The sequence below is a fragment of the Oleiphilus sp. HI0066 genome (genome assembly GCF_001635725.1).
Window position 1 is genome coordinate 1 of sequence record NZ_LWFH01000352.1, and the last position, 568, is coordinate 568.

At 46.7% G+C, this 568-nt stretch carries 1 protein-coding gene; it reads right to left on the minus strand.

From position 1 onward, the window contains the following. A partial coding sequence (locus A3738_RS05070; RefSeq protein WP_156503971.1) for a nucleotide sugar dehydrogenase occupies window positions 1–568 on the minus strand: 568 nt, incomplete at both ends.

Here is a 568-nt window from a genome sequence, read left to right on the forward strand (position 1 = left end):
TTCCATAATGCTTCCATCAGACAACGCGATGGCGCTTCACGCATGTCATCCGTTTCTGGTTTAAAGGCCAAGCCCCAAACTGCAATCGTTTTACCTGCTAGCTCACCATTAAAATGAGCACTGAGTTTTTCAAACAAACGATGCTTCTGGCGGTTATTCACATTCTCTACAGACTGCACAAGCTCTGATTCATATCCAGCATCTCGTGCGATACGTGTTAAAGCCTGCACGTCTTTAGGGAAACATGAACCACCATAGCCGGCGCCAGGATAAATAAACTGAAAGCCAATGCGCGGATCAGAGCCGATCCCTAAACGCACGCTTTCAATATCTGCATCAAGTCGTTCAGCCAAATTTGCCATTTCATTCATAAAGCTAATCTTGGTTGCCAGCATTGCGTTAGCCGCATACTTCGTGAGCTCAGCAGATCGAACATCCATGAACAGAATCTTGTCATGGTTACGATTAAACGGCGCGTACAACTCACGCATTGGTGCTTCAGACGACTCTTTCGAGCAACCAATGACAATTCGGTCCGGCTTCATGAAATCGCCTACAGCAGCACCTT